The organism is uncultured Clostridium sp. (assembly GCF_934754925.1).
GTDB lineage: Bacteria > Bacillota > Clostridia > Clostridiales > Clostridiaceae > Clostridium.
In genome coordinates, this window is sequence record NZ_CAKVJA010000016.1 from 12,220 (window position 1) to 30,233 (window position 18,014).

The window sequence follows — 18,014 nt, forward strand, 5'->3', positions numbered from 1 at the left end:
CTTCTGGAGTCATTAAAATATTATGCTACTCCAACAAATATTAATAAGATTGATACTAATAATCCATAAATAGCAGTTGCTTCAGCAAAAGCAGAACCTATAACTAATGTTGTAGTAATTTTTCCTGTTGCTTCTGGATTTCTTGCAACACCTTCAACAGCCTTTCCTGTAGCATTTCCTATACCAATACCTGCTCCTAAACCTACTAATACTGCAATACCTGCTCCTAATGCTCTCATTCCTATTTCACTCATTTTTTAAATTCCTCCTCTTAATTATGTTCAGATACTATTTTAATATTTATCATTGTTAACATTACAAAAATTACTGCTTGAATACCGCCATCAAATATATCGAAATATAAATGTAATGGAATAGGTATAACAAGTTGTGCAAACCATGCTACTTTCTCTAAGCTCTCATAAACAAGTTCAATTATAAAAGTAGCTGCTAACATATTACCAAAAAGTCTTAATGACAATGATATTGGAAGCATTACCCTCTCTAATATTGTAATAGGCAATATAAAAGATACTGGCTCTAAATATCCTTTAAAATATCCTCCAATGCCATTCTTTTTAATAGCATATCCTTGTACCATTACAAATGATATTAAAGCTAATGTTAATGTAACGCTAAAGTTTTTTGTTGGAGGGGATATTCCCACTAATCCTGTAAAATTCATTACTAGGACAAATATGCCTAAGGCTCCTACAAAAGGAACTATACTTATAAAACTTTCTCCAACATTACTTACTACGGCATTGTTTAGCATATTATAAATCCATTCAACAATAGTTTGTTTTTTAGTTGGTCTTATCTGCATATTTCGTGTAGACCACCATGCCAGTGCTAAAATTAATAAAACAATTACTAATTCAACTATTGCTTCTGGCTTTATATCAATTGCTATTTTACCTAAGTAAAAAGAAAATATAGCTTTTGATGATTCCATCTATTCACTTCCCTTCTGCATTTTTTATAGTAGTTATTACTAGTATTATATAATGTATAAAAAATCCTATTAGAAAAGCTAATAAATAGCTTATCTTGTTAGAAAAAACTACCGCTATAGCAACTATGCTTACTATTCTTATTAAATAACTCATGGGAAATAAAATTGTTTTATTTTTTTGAGGCTTATTTAAAAATCCATTAGTAACTATTGCTGAAACAATAAAATTTATCATTGAAACTATTGCTCCAACTAATAATATGGCTCCAATCTTATATTGCCCTAATAATACTAATATTAAAAATAAAATAATCCCACTTATTAAATCATTTTTTGCTACAGATTTGACTATTATATTTAATTCTTTAGTCATTTTCGTCTCCTAGTAAATAACTTATTTGGGACATAGTGATTTTACATTATTCCTATATAAAAACTAACTATATTTCTAGTTTGATATATGGTTATTATTTATAAAATAGCTCTTATCTAGGAATAATATTAATTTATGAGCGCTTTCTCATCCCTATTGACAGTAGGATTATATACCTACTTGAAAATTAATAAAAACCTCATTTTTACTTATTTTTTATAATTTATCGCTAAAATTGCTCATTATTACATATTAATCCGTAAATTCTTACCTAAAATCTTTTTTTTGCAAGTTTTAATTTTTTTTTGCAAGTTACTAATTTCCCTTGCATTTATTTAAATTTTCTTAATATTTTCACTTTTTGTAACTTTTCGTTGATAACGTTTCATAATTTTATTGTGTTATTTTTTTTCAATAATTTTATTATTTTTTAGATTTTTCACTTCTTTTTTATCAGTTTAAAACTCCTGTTATACTATATTCTTCAACACTTTTATTAATTTTGAATAATTAAAATCTAATTTATTCATTATTTTTTTCAATTTTATTATTGTTTATTCAAATAATTATTGTTAGATTCACTTATAATTGATTAAATTGTAAAAGGAGCCTCTAAAAAGCTCCTTTTATCTGTAAATTCTACTATTTTACTAATAAAGAACTAAACTCTTTCAACTACTAGTGCTGTTCCCATTCCACCGCCTATGCATAAAGTAGCTAATCCCTTTTTAGAATCTCTTTTTTCCATTTCATGTAGTAATGTAACTAATATTCTAGCCCCTGAAGCTCCTACTGGATGTCCAAGTGCAATAGCTCCACCATTTACATTAACCTTTTCCATATTAAAATTTAAATCCTTAGCTACTGCTAAACTTTGAGCTGCAAATGCTTCATTTGCTTCAATTAAATCCATATCCTCTACAGTTAATCCAGCTACTTCTAGTGCTTTCTTAGTTGCATGAAATGGCCCATATCCCATTATAGAAGGATCTAATCCCCTACTTCCATAAGAAAGTATCTTAGCCATCGGCTTTAATCCTAATTCTTCAGCTTTTTCAGCACTCATAACTACAAATGCAGCAGCACCATCATTAATTCCTGATGCATTAGCAGCTGTTACTGTTCCATCCTTAATAAATGATGGTCTTAATTTAGACATTTTCTCTAAAGTAGATCCAAATCTTGGAAATTCATCTTGTGCAAATACTTTTGGTTCACCTTTTCTTTGTGGAATAACTACTGGTACTATTTCATCTACAAATCTACCCTCTTTAATTGCCTTTTCGGCCTTTAATTGAGAATTTAATGCAAATTCATCTTGCATTTCTCTTGTTAGTCCCCATTCCTTAGCTATATTTTCAGCTGTAACACCCATATGATAATCATTAAATGCATCCCATAAAGCATCTTTAATCATAGTATCAACCATTTTTGCGTCACCCATTCTTTGACCCCATCTAGCCCCTGGAATAGCATATGGTGCTGCTGACATATTTTCCATACCCCCAGCAACTACTACATCACAGTCTCCAGCCTTAATCATTTGTGCTGCTAATGCAACACATCTTAAACCTGATCCACAAACCTTATTTATTGTCATTGCAGGTACATCTACTGGTAATCCAGCTTTTACAGCAGCTTGTCTAGCTACATTTTGTCCTTGTCCTGCTTGAATAACATTTCCCATAACTACTTCTTCTACTGATCCTGGCTTAATTCCAGCTCTATTTACAGCTTCCTTAATTACTATTGCCCCTAATTCAGCTGCTGGAACATCCTTTAATGATCCTCCAAAAGAACCAATTGCAGTTCTTACTGCACTAACTATTACTACTTCTCTCATAAAATTTCCTCCCATTAATATACCCATAAACTCATAATAGTGTTAATTGTTTAAATTGTTAAACAATTAACACTATTATTATACCACTGCACTTTTACCAATATCAACCAATTTTAAAAATATTTTACTATATGCTGTATTTTTTCTTTTTATGTATTATTAATTTTATTTACTCTTCTAATTTATATGTATCTAAAAATATTATCTATTAAATATCATTTATATCAAATGATAACTCTATTTTTTCATGTGTTGCCTTTAATTGAGTTATTTTCACTCCTGCACATTTAAACATAAGCTTTGATGCTTTTACTGAATCTGTATTTGCATATTTATCACTCAAATATATAACTTCACTTATTCCTGATTGTATTATTGCTTTAGCACATTCATTGCAAGGGAATAGTGCAACGTATATTCTACACCCTGATAAATCTTTTCCTTTAGCATTTAAAATTGCATTTAATTCACCGTGAACTACAAATGGATATTTAGTATTTAAAGTCTCTCCTTCCTTATCCCATGGAAATTCATCATCTGAACAACCCTTAGGTAAACCATTATATCCTATACTTTCAATTATATTATTTTTATTTACTATACAAGCTCCAACTTGTGTACTAGGATCCTTACTTCTCTTGCCTGATAATAGTGCTACGGACATAAAATAATCATCCCATGATAAATATCCTTCTCTTTTTCCCATAACATTTATCCTCCTTTTTATTTTTATTTAAATTAATTTTAACCTACTATTGTATCAATTATAAGTTAGTAGTTAATAAATAAACTTCTATAAGATTTTCATATTAATAATATTAATTAAAAACTACTACGTAAATTACTTCTTAAGTTAGTTAAAAAGCGAAGACATTGTCTTCGCTTTTTATTATTTTGTTCCGAAAAGTCTATCTCCAGCATCTCCAAGACCTGGCACAATATATCCTTTTTCATTTAATTTTTCATCTATAGAAGCAACATATATGTTAACATCTGGATGTTGAGATTGAACTAATTCAATTCCTTCTGGCGAAGAAATTAAGCACATTAATCTTATTTTCTTAGCTCCTCTTTTCTTTAATAAAGTTATGGCATCAGCTGCTGATCCACCTGTAGCTAACATTGGATCAACTACAATTACATCTCTTTCAGCTATATCTTGTGGTAGTTTACAGAAATATTCTACTGGTTGAAGAGTTTCTTCATCTCTATATAATCCTATATGTCCAACTTTTGCTGCCGGAATTAAGTTTAATATTCCATCTACCATTCCAAGTCCAGCTCTTAATATTGGAACTATAGCCATTTTCTTACCAGCTAACATTTGGCACTTTGTTTTACATATTGGTGTTTCTATCTCAACTTCTTCAGTTTCTAAATCTCTAGTTACTTCATATGCCATTAACATAGATACTTCTTCCACTAATTCTCTAAAATATTTTGATCCAGTATCCTTACTTCTTATGTATGCTAATTTATGTGATATTAAAGGGTGCTTCATTTCTGTTACTTTACTCATTTTCTTATTACTCCTAAGTTACTATTTATTATTTAGAATATTTTTTTTCAATTTCAGTGATTTTATTAATTCTTCTTGCGTGTCTATCGCCTTCAAACTCAGCGCCTAAGAATGCTTTAACTATGTCTATTGCTAATCCTTTTCCAACAACTCTTTCTCCCATAGTTAATATATTTGCATCATTATGTTCTCTAGTTGCATGTGCACTAAATGTATCTGAACAAAGTGCTGCCCTTATTCCTGGAACCTTATTTGCAGCAATTCCTATTCCTATTCCTGTACCACAAATTAATATACCAAAATCAAATTCTTTAGCTACTACAGCCTCTGCAACTGGTAATGCTATATCAGCATAATCGCATGATTCTTCTGTATATGTTCCAAAGTCCTTAAATTCAACATTTTGACTTTCCAGATATTTAGCTATTTCTGACTTTAAATTTAATCCACCATGGTCACAACCTAACGCAATTTTCATAAAAAACCAACCTTTCTTTTATTTAACATACAATAATTATGTTATTATATTTCATATTTATAAAAAAAGAAGAATAGGTTCCCCCATCCTCCTTATTTATACATCTATAATATCATATCCAGCAGCCTTACTTAATCTATTCATTATTGCTACCCCAACACCTTTTTCTTCAAACCCCTGACATAAAATATATTGTACACCTAGGTCATCACACTTTCTTAAAGCTTCAAAAAGGTGTTTTGCAATTTGACTTAAATCTTTCTCACTACCTAAAGATATAACATTGCCTTTATCAAATTTATTTAAGTTTTCATCAGTAGTCAATACAGCTACATTATTATTTTTTTCTATATAATTTTCTAACATTTCTTTAATAATTTCAATAGTTTTTTCGTTTTTGCCTCTAATTATTTTTAAATGTGCTTTGGGAGCATAGTGCCTATACTTCATTCCTGGTGCCTTTGGTTTTAAATCGGCACTTGGTTTTGATTTTAATGCTTTATCTATGACGATACTAGAATCTACTTCCTTGAGCATCTCTAAAGTTATTCCGCCCGGCCTTAATATCATTGGTGGAGTAACTGTACAATCAATAATAGTAGATTCAACTCCAATATCACTACTTTCTCCACCAATTATATAATCTACTCTACCATCTAAATCCTCTACACATCTTTCTACTTCAGTTGGACTTGGTCTTCCAGATATATTAGCTGATGGAGCTGCGATTGGTCTTTCTGAAAGTTCTATAAGCTTAAGAGCTATTTCAGAGTTAGGCATTCTTATACCAATAGTATCAAGATTTGCACTTGTCATATTAGGTATAATATCCTTTTTTTCTAAAATTATAGTTAATGGACCTGGCCAAAATTTATTAATTAGCTCTTGAGCTACAGGTGGAACTTTTTTAACTAAACCAGATACATCCTTAGAGCTAACATGAACAATTAGTGGATTATCTTGTGGTCTTCCTTTAGCAATAAATATTTTTTTTACTGAATCTTCATTTAATGCATTTGCACCTAATCCATATACTGTCTCTGTAGGAAAGGCTACTGTTCCGCCATCTCTTATAACTTGAGCTGCTTCCTCTATAAATCTAATATCTTTTTTTATATCTTTAATTATGGCAACCTTAGTTTCCATAAGGAATTACCTTCTTTCTCTAAATTTCTTTTTGACCTCTTGCTATTTTTATATTTTCTATAGCTGCTGTCGTATATGTAGCATTAACACAATTTCTATATATATTATCTAACAATATATATTTTTTAAATTCACCATTCCTAATAATCTTAAAATAACAAACTACATCTTTATTTATTCTTTTTAAACGTCTATACTCTACTGCTGCTTCTTCATATTTTTTTATAAACTCTTTATTTATTAACTTCATTTTTTGATTTTTAATTTTCCCTTTTGTAACAATTATAATTTCCATTTCTTCATGTTTCTTATTAGTATGTACAATTGCTACTCTATCACATTGAATATATGCATAATTTGAAAATAATCCAGAGCTAAACTTTAATTTATTATTAGCACAACTAAATTTTAATGTGCAACTATTCATTTTTCTTATAATTGCAATAAAAATAAGAAGTTCTATTAATATTAGAAACACTACTACAATAAAACTGTTAACATATGATAAGTAAGTTATAATTGGAAGGAATGTTGCTAAAAAAAACATAAAGGCAATAAATAATATATTATATTTTTTTTGTTTCTTTAATGCTTTTTCAATCTTCATATTATCACCTATTTTAAAAGCCTTACATTAAATAATGCAAGGCTTTTAAACTTACTATATTGAATCGGTATTACCCATAGCTTGCATTTTTTCTGCTTGGTCTGCAGTAATTAATGCATTTATAACTTCTTCAATATCTCCATTCATGAAACTATCTAATTTATATAATGTTAATCCAATTCTATGATCAGTAACTCTTCCTTGAGGATAGTTATAAGTTCTTATTCTTTCACTTCTATCCCCTGTACCAACTTGGCTCTTTCTATCTTCTGCAATTCCTGCAAGTCTTTCAGCTTCTGCAACTTCATAAAGTCTAGCTCTTAATACTTTCATAGCCTTCTCTTTATTCTTAAGTTGTGACTTTTCATCTTGACATGCAACAACTGTACCTGTTGGTATATGTGTTATTCTAACAGCTGAATCTGTTGTATTAACACATTGACCTCCATTACCTGAAGATCTATAAACATCAATTCTTAAATCTTTATCATTGATTTCTATTTCAACATCATCAACTTCTGGTAAAACTGCAACTGTAGCTGTAGAAGTATGTATTCTACCTGAGCTTTCTGTATCTGGTACCCTTTGTACTCTATGTACACCACTTTCATACTTAAGCTTTGAATAAGCTCCATTACCTTTAATCATGAATACAACTTCCTTAAATCCACCAAGATCATTTTCATTTGAACTGATCATTTCAACTGACCATCTTTGAGACTCTGCATATCTTGTATACATTCTGAAAAGATTTGCTGCAAATAGTGCTGCTTCATCTCCACCAGCTCCACCTCTGATCTCAACAAATACGTTTTTGTCATCATTAGGATCTTTAGGTAATAATAAAATTTGGATTTTCTTTTCTAATTCTTCTTCTTGCTCTTTAAGGCTTGAAATTTCTTCAGATAACATTTCTTTCATTTCTTTATCTGTTTCTTCTTCTAACATTTCTTTGTTAGCCTCTAAGTCTTCAACTACCTTTTTATATTCTCTGTATGCTGTTACTATTATTTCTAAGTCAGCATGTTCCTTACATAGCTTTCTCCACTCTTTTTGGTTAGCCATTATTGAAGGATCTGATATTTTAACTGATAGTTCTTCGTATTTATTTTCCGTAAATGCTAATTTATCTAATAACATAGTATCACTCCGTACTGTATTTTTTCATATTGAAACATTATAACATAATAATTATGCTTTTATCAAGTTCTAACAAGGCCACAATATTTTTCTAAATTTCACCAATAACTACTCTATCATGCCCTGCTAAATCCTTAACTACTCTTACATTTTTATATCCCTTTTCAATCATTAGATCACTAACCTCTTTACCTTGATCATGACCTATTTCAAAGGCTAATATTCCTTTATTTTTTAAAATTTTATCACTATCATTAACTATTTTCTTATAGAAATATAGCCCATCTTCTCCACCACTTAAAGCTGTATGAGGTTCATACTTCTTAACATCATCCATTAGCGTTTCTATAACTTCTTCCCTTATATATGGTGGATTAGAAACTAATATATCATATTTCTTTTGTTGATTTATAGGTTCTTCTAGCAAATCGCTTTTTATAAATGTTGCTCTTGAATTTAAGTTATGCTTTATTATATTTCTCTTAGTTACCTTTTCTGGAACATCATAGTAATCAATTAAATCTACCTTAGTATTTTCTCTTAAATAAGCAATAGATATACCTATTGCACCACTCCCACAACATAAATCACAAACATCATACTCTTTTTCATCATCAATAATTTTTAAGGTTTCCTCTACTAATATTTCAGTATCTCCTCTTGGAATAAGTACACCTTCTTCAACTTGAAAATCTAATCCCATAAATTCAGTACTTTTTAATATATACTTAATAGGCATCTTATCTTTTCTTTTATTTATTAATCTATAAAATTCCCTTACTTTAAATTTACTAACCTCTTCTTCTTTGTTAGTAATTAAGTAAAGCTTATCCTTTTCTAAAACTTTTCCTAATAACAATTGAGTATCCAATATATATGTTTCTACACCTGCTTCTTTTAGTATTTTGTTTCCATCTATTAATAATTCCCCAATTGTCTTGTTATATTCAATTCCTTCTGCTGCCATTAAGGATCTTATAGCAACTTCTAATTGTTCATCATCAGGTTCCTTAGTGGTAAGTTCTTGTAATTTTAAACCTGGATATGCAATAATTTTTCCCAATTTACTTTCAGTCCTTCCAAGCCATTTTATTAATTCATAAGTAATTCCAGCAACTATAGGCATAAGAACTATTCTTAATATAAGCCTTTGCCAAAATCCACCCCAACCAGTTAAAGAAAATAAAACAATACTAACTATCATAGTTAAAAATAAAAAGTTAGTTCCACACCTAGGATGTAATCTTCCAAATTTTTTTACATTTTCTATAGTTAGTTTTTCTTCAGCTTCATAACAAAATATAGTTTTATGTTCTGCACCATGATATTGAAACACCCTATATATATCATCTAATTTACTTATTAAGTACATGTAAGTGACTAAAATAGCAATTCTTATAGCTGATTCAATTAAATTTAATAATATAGGAGATAATCCTATACTTTTAAATATTGATGCTACTGCAGTAGGTATACCTAGGAATAATCCTGCTACAACTAAAAGAGATATCATCATAGTTATTGTAACTAGTAAATCATTAGCACCCTTATCTCCTAATTTACTTTTAAGCCAAATATCAAACTTTGATTCCTCTTCATCCTCTTCAAAGAAACTAGCTGAATAATTTAATGTATTAATACCAACTATTAATGAATCTATTAATATAGCAGCTCCTCTAATTACAGGAATGTTTAAAATTCTATATCTTTTTGTTATTGGTTTTGTTTTTTTTAATTTAACTTCTATTTTTCCACTTGGAGTTCTTACTGCAGTTGCTAATCCCTTAGAACCTCGCATCATAACTCCTTCAATTATAGCTTGACCCCCAACATCACACTTTCTCATAACATCACTCTTTCATTTTATTTTTCACTTTTAAATTTAAAATAACAATGTCCACATAAAGATTCATATTCAACATTGTCTACATTATCTATAGCAACCTGCTCACCCTCAAAAACAAATTTTCCATTTATTTTTCTACCATTTAAAACAGCTTTTCTTCCACATTTACATATAGTTTTTAACTCTTCTATGCTATGTGCTAATAATAATAATCTTGTACTTCCCTCAAAGCCTTGCATTTTAAAGTCAGTTCTAAGTCCATAGCAAATAACTGGTATATCTAAACAAACAGCAACTTCAAAAAGTTCATCTATTTGATGAGATTTTAAAAATTGAACTTCATCTACTAAGATACAATCTATTTTATATTTATTATCTTCCCACTTTTTAACCTCTTCATATATATTTTGGTCATCGCTAATCAATAAATCAACCCTACGCTCAACACCTAATCTAGACACTAGTTTATCTCCACCTTTTGTGTCAGTTGAAGGCTTAATTAGAACAACCCTCATTCCACGCTCTTCATAATTATGTGCAACCTGCATAAGATTTGTAGATTTTCCTGAATTCATAGCACCATATCTAAAATATAATTTACTCATAACGTCTCTCCTTCTGATTCTTGTCTATTTCGATTATAGCATTTTAATATATACTTAAAAAGATGTTTTTATTTCCTTGTTATATTGACTGAAATTTTCCCTTATGTTATAATTCATTAGGTCATTGAATTAAGTTCAATGAATGTAATTTTGAAAGAGGTGAATCAAATGAAACAAGGCATACATCCAGAATACCATCACGATGCTGTGGTTAAGTGCGCATGTGGAAACACTTTCACAACTGGTTCAGTTAAAGAAGAATTAAAAGTTGATATATGTGCTAAATGCCACCCATTCTTCACTGGTAAGCAAAAAATCGTTGATATCGGCGGTAGAGTTGACAAGTTCAATAAGAAGTTCGGTCTTAACAAATAGGATTAAATTAGAATTTATGAGAAAGAATTATGTTCTTTCTCATTTTTTCTTTCTATAAAAACTTTAACAAAAAGAGGCTTTTTTATTTAATAGATGTTAAATCCACAAATTTACTAATTATAAAATTTGCGTTTATCTATATAAAAACTAGCCTCTTTTATATATTATTTATTATTTTTTAAATATATCATTTTTAGGAAAAACTTGAATAAACTCTTTATTATTTTTTGTTTTAGATAGCATATTAATTAGGTTTTCTGTAACATTTTCAATATTGCCATCCTTATACATAACCTTCCTAATAGCAAATGCTACTTCCTTCTCTTCCTCTGATAATAATAAGTCTTCTTTTCTAGTTCCAGATTTATAAATGTCAATTGCAGGGAATATTCTTCTTTCTTGAAGTCTTCTATCTAAATGAACTTCCATATTACCAGTTCCCTTAAATTCTTCAAATATCATATCATCCATTCTTGAACCAGTTTCAACTAAGGCAGTTGCTAAAATAGTTAAGCTTCCACCCTCTTCTATATTTCTTGCTGCTCCGAAGAATTTTTTAGGCATTATTAATGCACCTGGATCTAAACCTCCTGATAAAGTTCTACCTGTTGGAGTTATTGTTAAGTTATATGCTCTAGATAATCTAGTTATACTATCTAATAATATAACAACATCCTTGCCTTGCTCTACCATTCTTTTAGCCCTCTCTAATACCATTTGAGCTACTTTTGCATGATTTTGTGGTTCTTCATCAAATGTTGAATAAATAACATCTCCATTTATAGATCTTTTCATATCAGTAACTTCTTCCGGTCTTTCATCTATTAATAAAACTATAAGTTTAATATCTGGATGGTTTTTGCTAATATTTTGAGCAATTTTTTTTAGTAATGTAGTTTTACCAGCCTTTGGTGGAGCAACAATAATTCCTCTTTGTCCCTTACCTATAGGACAAATAATATCCATTAATCTAGAAGATAAATCTTTTTCATTATCAGTTTCTAAATGTAATCTCTCATTAGGATATATAGGAGTTAATGTTTCAAAATTCTTTCTTCCTATAGCCTTTTCTGGATTATCACCATTTACCTTTTCAACAAATAATAAAGCTTTAAACTTTTCTCCCTCTTTAGCTTCTCTTACCTTTCCTTGAACCTCATCACCAGTTCTTAAGTTAAATCTTCTTATTTGTGATGGTGATACATATATATCATTTTCCCCGGTTAAGTAATTATTACATCTTAAGAATCCAAAGTTATTATTCTCTTGAACTTCTAATACCCCCTTAGAAGAACCTGATTCATTTATCATAACTTTTAGTCTTTCTTTTTTTTCTTCTTTTTCTTCGCTAGTCATAGAATAGTTTTCTCTATTCTCATTATTATTTGAAACACCATTATTAGTATTTTCATGTTGCCTTACCTTAGGAGCTATTTTTTCTGTTAAAATTACTCCATTTTTTTCTATAGCATTAGGTGTAACCTTTACTAACTCATCAATTATTTCACTTTTCTTTAATTTACTTATGTTTTTTATTCCAAGTTCTTTAGCCTTATTTTTTAAATCAACTAAAGTCATCTCAGCATATGTCTCTCTGGTCAAACTGACACCTCCAATAGTTATATGTTTTTTGGGGATAATAATAGACTAAACCTCAGGTTTGATATATTTGAAATGAACTACAATCTTACTAAAATAAAATATACTTTAATAGTATATACTTAAATTTATATATAATTATGAACTAATAAACCTTAAAATTCAATAGAAAGTTACATTAATACGCTTATCCACTTTTTATATTTTTATAACAATAAAAAAAATGAAGACTTACGCCTTCATTTTTTATTTCTTTTCTATTGCTGCTTTTATAAAATTCTTAAATAATGGATGTGGATTATTTGGTCTTGATTTCAACTCTGGATGGAATTGCGCCGCTACAAACCATGGATGATCTTCAACCTCTACAATTTCAACTAATCTTCCATCTGGGCTTGTACCTGTAATTTTCATTCCAGCTTCATTTATTTGTTTTCTATACTCATTATTAAACTCATATCTATGTCTATGTCTCTCATAAACTAATGAATCTAAATAACATTCATAGGCTTTTGATGTATTATCTAACTTACATGGATATAATCCTAATCTCATAGTTCCTCCTAAATCTTCAATATCCCTTTGTTCAGGCATAAGATCTATTACAGGATATGCTGTTTCAGGATTAATTTCAGAACTATTAGCATCATCATAACCCAATACATTTCTAGCAAATTCAATTACGGCAGTTTGCATTCCTAAACATATTCCTAAGAAAGGTATTTTATTTTCTCTTGCATATTTAATAGCCTCGATTTTACCTTCTATTCCTCTATCTCCAAATCCACCAGGTACTAAAATTCCATCAACATCGCCTAATAACTCATTAGAGTTCTCTACTGTTACATCTACTGCATTTACCCATTTAATTTCTACATTTGTTCCATTGGCTAATCCACCATGACTTAATGCTTCTACTACAGATAAATAAGCATCATGTAGTTCAACATACTTTCCTACTAATGCAATTTTAACATTACCCTCTAAATTCTTTAATCTAGAAACCATGTCAATCCATTCTGTATTATCTATATCTCTGCATCCTAATTCTAACTTTTCAACTACTAATCTATCTAAGCCCTCCTTATGAAGCATTAATGGGACTTCATATAAATGATCAGCATCTAAATTTTGTATTACACACTTGCCTTCTATATTACAAAATAACCCTATTTTAGATTTTAAATCATCTGATATTTCTTTTTCAGATCTACAAACTATAATATCTGGTTGAATACCAATACTTCTTAATTCTTTAACAGAATGTTGTGTTGGTTTAGTTTTTAATTCCCCTGACTTTCCTAAGAAAGGCACTAAAGTAACATGTATAAAACATACATTTTCTCTACCAACATCATATTTGATTTGTCTTATAGCTTCAAGAAATGGTAATGACTCAATATCACCAACTGTTCCACCTATTTCAGTTATTACAACATCAACATCTGTCTCCTTTGCAACTCTATAAACTCTTTCCTTTATAGCATTTGTAATATGAGGTATAACTTGTACAGTTCCTCCAAGGTATTCTCCCCTTCTCTCCTTAGAGATAACTGACCAATATACCTTACCAGAAGTAATATTACTATTTTTAGTTAAATTTTCATCTATAAATCTTTCATAATGCCCTAAATCTAAGTCTGTTTCTGCCCCATCATCAGTTACAAAAACCTCACCATGTTGATATGGACTCATTGTTCCCGGATCCACATTTAGATAAGGGTCAAATTTCTGTATAGATACCTTTAATCCCCTATTCTTTAATAACCTTCCTAAGGAAGCCGCTGTTATTCCTTTTCCTAATCCTGATACTACTCCACCTGTTACAAAAACATATTTAGTATTCATGTTTACCCCCATATATTAAAAAATTTAATTTATTTCACTATTGACTATTGATTTTAACAGTGTTATAATTTAAATTACCTCTCTTATTGCCAAAAGATGAGTAATCATAAACATTATAGTAACACATTAGCAAAAATTAGGCTAGTGTTTTTTATGCTTTTTTTAAATTTTCTTTTATTTTATCTTCTAATTCAAAATATTCATCTCTAAATCTCTTATTTATCAATATCTTTTCTTCTGCTTTTCTTATCCTATAGCACAACATTCTATTGTTTAAAATCCCTAAATTTTTTTCAATAATTTCTGAATTTAAACATTTAAATTTTTTCATAAGTAAAAGTGTCAAATATAAATTATCTTTCTTTTTTAATCTCTTTTTAAATTCTTCATAGCTCATTCCATAATAACTACATAAAATTAACATTATAACTTCATACTTATTTATATTAATCACTCCTCTTTTTACGGTGCTTTTCTTTAATTATTTCCCCTATGATTCTTTTTATTCAAAAAAAAGACTCCTATGAATTATTAATTTCATAGAAGTCTAAAATTTAACTTACTTTAATTTTTATATCTAACTCAGTAACTATTCCTTCTTGACCATCAAGTCCTAAAGTATACTTAGAATAGATTTCTCCACCATTTTCATTAATATTTATATTTAATTTTTCAGTATCAACATTTAAATTTAATACACCATATGGAGTGTTATATAAAGAAACAGCCATTGACCCTTCCTTAAACTCCATATTTGTAGTAGTTGATCCAACTCTTTCTAATACCATTATATTATCTTGTATATTTAAAGTAGTTGTTGTTCCATCCATTCCTGATATTTCTGATTCTTCATATATTGCCTTAAATCCTTCCTCATCAATTATGAATGTTCCTGGAGTCACTACTTCAATTACTTCATTAGGATCTAAATTTGATGTACTCTTTACAGATATAATTGCTCTCTTTTCCATTTTATCCCCCTATTTTATAGAAATCATATATTTTTCTAATTGTTTATCACTTATAGGTTCTACAACTATAATATTTTCTAGTTTTTGTCCATATATACCATATTTAACTTTTATCTCAGCTTCTTCTCTTCCCTTGCTATATCTAGCTGCCATTCTAGCTGCTAAATGTATGTCATTTTCAGTTCCATTTCCCTCTAATAATACAAGTGCTCCAGAGAAATCAGTTGCATGGAAAGAATAATATTCTTTATGTATAAATGATTTAATTGCCTCTCCCTCATCTTTTGTTCTTGCAACTATTATTTTATTATTATCTTCAGTTCTAAAATGTCTTCCATATCTTAAAAGGCTTAATTCATCTTCTTCTACTTCTGTTTTAAAAGTTAAAAGGTCCTTTAATCTTAATGCATAATTTGGCTCTGTTAACTTACATCCCCCTGCTGGTGATGGATATTCAGTTATTCCCCATTTTGCTGCTAATTCCATTTGTGGTTTTCTACTTCTTCCAGTAATATTTAATAATTTTTCTCTATCAACTAATCCATTTAATTCCATTTCTGTAGGATCCATATTTTTTGCACATAATGGTCTTAAAATTTTATCAGCAAATCCTGATTCCTTTTTTACGATATTTAAAGCTTGTCTATTTTGGGACATAGGACGTTGATTTAACACTTCACCTGTAATAATAAAATCTGCATTATGTTCTTCTAATAATTTTCCTGCATAATTCATCATCATAGCATGACAATCTATACATGGATTCATATTTTTACCTCTACCATGCTTAGGATTTTTAACTAATTCTAAGTGCTCTGGTGAAAAATCTACTACTAATAGTGGTATATCTATCTGCTTTGCCATTTTTATTGCACTTTCTTCACTAAAGAAATAAGATCTAAAGCAAATACCTAATACATCTATACCTTGTTCCTTTATTAATTTTGCTGCTAAAATACTATCTAGCCCTCCTGAAATCATAGCTAATGCTTTTGCCATACTTTTCCTCCTATTAATCAAAAATGTTTTCTATAGTTTCTACTATCTTAAACCTAACTTTAACTCCACCATTAACATTATTTGATTCATTATTTTTTTCTTTATCTTCATTTGTTATATTATCATTTTTAGGTTCTATATTTTCAATTTCATGTTCTAAACTGCTAGAATCAACTGAATTTTTACTTTCATCAACAAAACATAGTGATGGAAACATAACACACCACCAATTTTGCCCCTTTCCTTCTCCAATTATAACTCTAAAAGCTTCATAATTTCCTTGTGGAAAAACACAATCTCCATATACCTTATCAGGAAAATTCTCATAAGACAACATTGTATTCACTGTATAAGTATAGTTATTTTCTTCAATAACTTCTTTTGCAATCTCATTAACATAATCAATATTTTGTTCCAATATATTTTCTGCTTCTTCTAGTGAAGTTACATTGCTTAATTTTCCACTTAATTCTTCAACTACTCTATCTCTAACTTTTAGCTTAAGATTTTGATCTTCATCTGTATCACTATTTGCTATAACATGAAATCTTATAAGCTTGTCCTTGATATCATCATAATTTAATTCCGTTAACTCTAAACTACTTCCATTAGTATTATTTCCGGTAGTTTCACATCCACTTAAAACTAAAGCTAATACAACCATAGGTATTATAAAATAAATATACTTTTTCATAAACATAACCCCTTTCTAGCTTTAATTATTGACATTATAAAGGGGTTTATTCATTTATATTTAATTTTTTTTAAATAGTTCTAGTTAAAAATACTTCTTTGTAACTTTCTTTCATCTTTTCATAACATCTTTGAGCCTTTAACATATCATCAAAGAACGCGAATACACTTGGTCCACTTCCACTCATCATACTTCCAACTGCACCGTATCTATTCATCTCTTCTTTTATTTTGATTAATATATTATGCTTTCTTAAAGTCACATTTTCTAATAAATTTTTCATATTATTCGCTACATAATACAAATCATCATTTTCCATAGCTTCTATTAAACTATCAGTTTTAGGATGTACCCTAACCCTATCTAAATTAAAAGATTTATATACTTCTTTAGTTGAAACTCCAAAACTAGGCTTTACTAAAACTAATATTTTATCCTTAAAAGGTTGTAAAGTTGTTATCTTTTCTCCAATTCCTTCACAAAGAGCTGTTCCTCCATTAATACAATATGGAATATCTGCTCCTAGTTTTAATCCTATATTCATTAACTCTTCATCAGACGCATTCACTTCAAAAATTTTATTCATAAGTTTTAAAACCGCTGCTGCATCTGTACTTCCCCCAGCTAATCCTGCTGATACTGGAATATTTTTTACAATATCAATATGAACTCCATCATCAATATTATACGTTTCTTTAAATAAACTTGCTGCTTTATATGCTAAGTTTCTTGAATCTGTAGGAACATAATTCTTATTACAACTTATTGTTATGCCTTCCTTTTGTTTTTCTATTGATATTTCATCATATAAATCTATATTTTGCATTATCATCTTCAATAAATGATATCCATCACTTTCTCTTTTTCCTACTATGTCTAGCGAAATATTAATTTTTGCATAGGCCTTTATTTTCATATATTCAAATCCTTTCAATGGAAAATGCATACTTTTAAATTAAAGTTCAGAGTATGAACCCTGAACTTTATAAATAATATTATATATATTATTTTTCTTA

The 18,014-nt window shown here is 29.0% G+C and carries 20 protein-coding genes; 1 reads left to right on the forward strand and 19 read right to left on the reverse strand.

What is annotated here, in order from left to right; translation table 11 throughout:
* Window positions 1-20 precede the first annotated feature (20 nt).
* The 12 genes from atpE to Q0G30_RS07175 form a co-directional block, all read right to left on the reverse strand.
* Entirely contained in the window at window positions 21-254 is a 234-nt protein-coding gene (atpE, locus tag Q0G30_RS07120) for an ATP synthase F0 subunit C (protein WP_195467358.1), read from the reverse strand.
* A gap of 17 nt (window positions 255-271) precedes the next feature.
* Window positions 272-955, reverse strand: coding sequence for a F0F1 ATP synthase subunit A (locus tag Q0G30_RS07125; RefSeq protein WP_195467359.1), 684 nt, complete (start codon window positions 953-955; stop codon window positions 272-274).
* A 4-nt stretch (window positions 956-959) separates the two neighbouring features.
* Complete coding sequence (locus Q0G30_RS07130) at window positions 960-1,328, reverse strand: ATP synthase subunit I (RefSeq protein ID WP_294388319.1); 369 nt, start codon at window positions 1,326-1,328, stop codon at window positions 960-962.
* A 661-nt stretch (window positions 1,329-1,989) separates the two neighbouring features.
* Window positions 1,990-3,171, reverse strand: a complete 1,182-nt coding sequence (locus Q0G30_RS07135; RefSeq protein ID WP_294388321.1) for an acetyl-CoA C-acetyltransferase — start codon at window positions 3,169-3,171, stop codon at window positions 1,990-1,992.
* A 208-nt stretch (window positions 3,172-3,379) separates the two neighbouring features.
* The gene (locus Q0G30_RS07140) at window positions 3,380-3,877 is read right to left on the reverse strand and encodes a dCMP deaminase family protein (protein ID WP_294388323.1); all 498 of its coding nucleotides are present in this window, start codon (window positions 3,875-3,877) and stop codon (window positions 3,380-3,382) included.
* 183 nt (window positions 3,878-4,060) lie between these two features.
* Window positions 4,061-4,690 (reverse strand): uracil phosphoribosyltransferase, encoded by a 630-nt coding sequence (gene upp, locus Q0G30_RS07145; RefSeq protein ID WP_294388325.1) that lies wholly within the window; start codon window positions 4,688-4,690, stop codon window positions 4,061-4,063.
* Window positions 4,691-4,718: 28 nt separating this feature from the next.
* On the reverse strand, window positions 4,719-5,168 hold the full coding sequence (rpiB, locus tag Q0G30_RS07150; RefSeq protein ID WP_294388327.1) for a ribose 5-phosphate isomerase B: 450 nt from the start codon (window positions 5,166-5,168) through the stop codon (window positions 4,719-4,721).
* Between the two features lie 96 nt (window positions 5,169-5,264).
* The gene (locus Q0G30_RS07155) at window positions 5,265-6,314 is read right to left on the reverse strand and encodes an L-threonylcarbamoyladenylate synthase (RefSeq protein ID WP_294388329.1); all 1,050 of its coding nucleotides are present in this window, start codon (window positions 6,312-6,314) and stop codon (window positions 5,265-5,267) included.
* Window positions 6,315-6,333: 19 nt separating this feature from the next.
* Complete coding sequence (locus Q0G30_RS07160; protein WP_294388333.1) at window positions 6,334-6,921, reverse strand: hypothetical protein; 588 nt, start codon at window positions 6,919-6,921, stop codon at window positions 6,334-6,336.
* Between the two features lie 54 nt (window positions 6,922-6,975).
* Entirely contained in the window at window positions 6,976-8,061 is a 1,086-nt protein-coding gene (gene prfA / locus Q0G30_RS07165) for a peptide chain release factor 1 (RefSeq protein ID WP_294388336.1), read from the reverse strand.
* 91 nt (window positions 8,062-8,152) lie between these two features.
* Entirely contained in the window at window positions 8,153-9,907 is a 1,755-nt protein-coding gene (prmC, locus tag Q0G30_RS07170) for a peptide chain release factor N(5)-glutamine methyltransferase (RefSeq protein WP_294388338.1), read from the reverse strand.
* A 17-nt stretch (window positions 9,908-9,924) separates the two neighbouring features.
* A complete protein-coding gene (locus tag Q0G30_RS07175; protein ID WP_294388341.1) occupies window positions 9,925-10,512 on the reverse strand; it encodes a thymidine kinase in 588 nt (195 codons plus the stop codon).
* Between the two features lie 168 nt (window positions 10,513-10,680).
* Here Q0G30_RS07175 and rpmE point away from each other — a divergent pair, with 168 nt between their 5' ends.
* On the forward strand, window positions 10,681-10,887 hold the full coding sequence (gene rpmE, locus Q0G30_RS07180) for a 50S ribosomal protein L31 (protein ID WP_005212373.1): 207 nt from the start codon (window positions 10,681-10,683) through the stop codon (window positions 10,885-10,887).
* 171 nt (window positions 10,888-11,058) lie between these two features.
* Here rpmE and rho read toward each other — a convergent pair whose 3' ends face one another.
* The 7 genes from rho to ispE form a co-directional block, all read right to left on the reverse strand.
* On the reverse strand, window positions 11,059-12,489 hold the full coding sequence (rho, locus tag Q0G30_RS07185) for a transcription termination factor Rho (RefSeq protein ID WP_294388343.1): 1,431 nt from the start codon (window positions 12,487-12,489) through the stop codon (window positions 11,059-11,061).
* A gap of 243 nt (window positions 12,490-12,732) precedes the next feature.
* The gene (locus Q0G30_RS07190) at window positions 12,733-14,334 is read right to left on the reverse strand and encodes a CTP synthase (protein ID WP_294388344.1); all 1,602 of its coding nucleotides are present in this window, start codon (window positions 14,332-14,334) and stop codon (window positions 12,733-12,735) included.
* A gap of 151 nt (window positions 14,335-14,485) precedes the next feature.
* Window positions 14,486-14,788: a ribose-5-phosphate isomerase gene (locus tag Q0G30_RS07195; protein ID WP_294388346.1), complete on the reverse strand. Its 303-nt coding sequence runs from the start codon at window positions 14,786-14,788 to the stop codon at window positions 14,486-14,488.
* Window positions 14,789-14,888: 100 nt separating this feature from the next.
* Window positions 14,889-15,305: a DUF1934 domain-containing protein gene (locus Q0G30_RS07200; RefSeq protein WP_294388349.1), complete on the reverse strand. Its 417-nt coding sequence runs from the start codon at window positions 15,303-15,305 to the stop codon at window positions 14,889-14,891.
* Between the two features lie 9 nt (window positions 15,306-15,314).
* Entirely contained in the window at window positions 15,315-16,304 is a 990-nt protein-coding gene (locus Q0G30_RS07205) for a tRNA 4-thiouridine(8) synthase ThiI (RefSeq protein ID WP_294388351.1), read from the reverse strand.
* Between the two features lie 13 nt (window positions 16,305-16,317).
* Complete coding sequence (gene spoIIR, locus Q0G30_RS07210) at window positions 16,318-16,998, reverse strand: stage II sporulation protein R (protein ID WP_294388353.1); 681 nt, start codon at window positions 16,996-16,998, stop codon at window positions 16,318-16,320.
* A gap of 70 nt (window positions 16,999-17,068) precedes the next feature.
* Complete coding sequence (ispE, locus tag Q0G30_RS07215) at window positions 17,069-17,914, reverse strand: 4-(cytidine 5'-diphospho)-2-C-methyl-D-erythritol kinase (RefSeq protein WP_294388356.1); 846 nt, start codon at window positions 17,912-17,914, stop codon at window positions 17,069-17,071.
* Between the last annotated feature and the right edge of the window lie 100 nt (window positions 17,915-18,014).